Source organism: Enterococcus silesiacus, assembly GCF_001886225.1.
Lineage (GTDB): Bacteria > Bacillota > Bacilli > Lactobacillales > Enterococcaceae > Enterococcus_L > Enterococcus_L silesiacus.
On sequence record NZ_JXLC01000069.1, the window covers coordinates 1 to 476 of the forward strand.

Consider the following 476-nt stretch of genomic DNA (forward strand, 5'->3'; position numbering starts at 1 on the left):
CTTCTTCCATTGCCAATTCTTCATCCAAATCAAGCGGTTCGTGTCTTCCACCATTTGACTGTCCTAATCCAGCTTGCTTAGGTAATTCTTTCTCACCTAAAGTTTCTCCTGTTGCGCTATAGTAAGTCGTTTTTCCAGTGGTGCGATCAACGCTAATCCTTCTACGACCTAAATTATCAACAACTAATGATCCTCGTTGTCCTCTCACATTATAATCGTTAGATGACCACCCTTTAGGAAGTCTGTTCACACCATAGTTTCTAGCATCTATTCCATCATCTGTTCGTAAATCCTTCGCTCGTGTGTTAAGTCCTATTCCCACTAACCCTACAAATAAACCTGCTAATGCTCCTGTTCCTAGAGCAATAGTAGCTTTTCCTGCCAGAGCAGCAGCAGCTTTTCCTGTCAGCGCACTCCCACCACCTGCTAAAGTAGGGAGTCCAGCCCATGCCCATGTTCCAGAACTCTTGGTAGAA

At 44.3% G+C, this 476-nt stretch carries 1 protein-coding gene; it reads right to left on the reverse strand.

From position 1 onward, the window contains the following. A partial coding sequence (locus RV15_RS18820) for a hypothetical protein (protein WP_167364121.1) occupies nt 1-476 on the reverse strand: 476 nt, incomplete at both ends.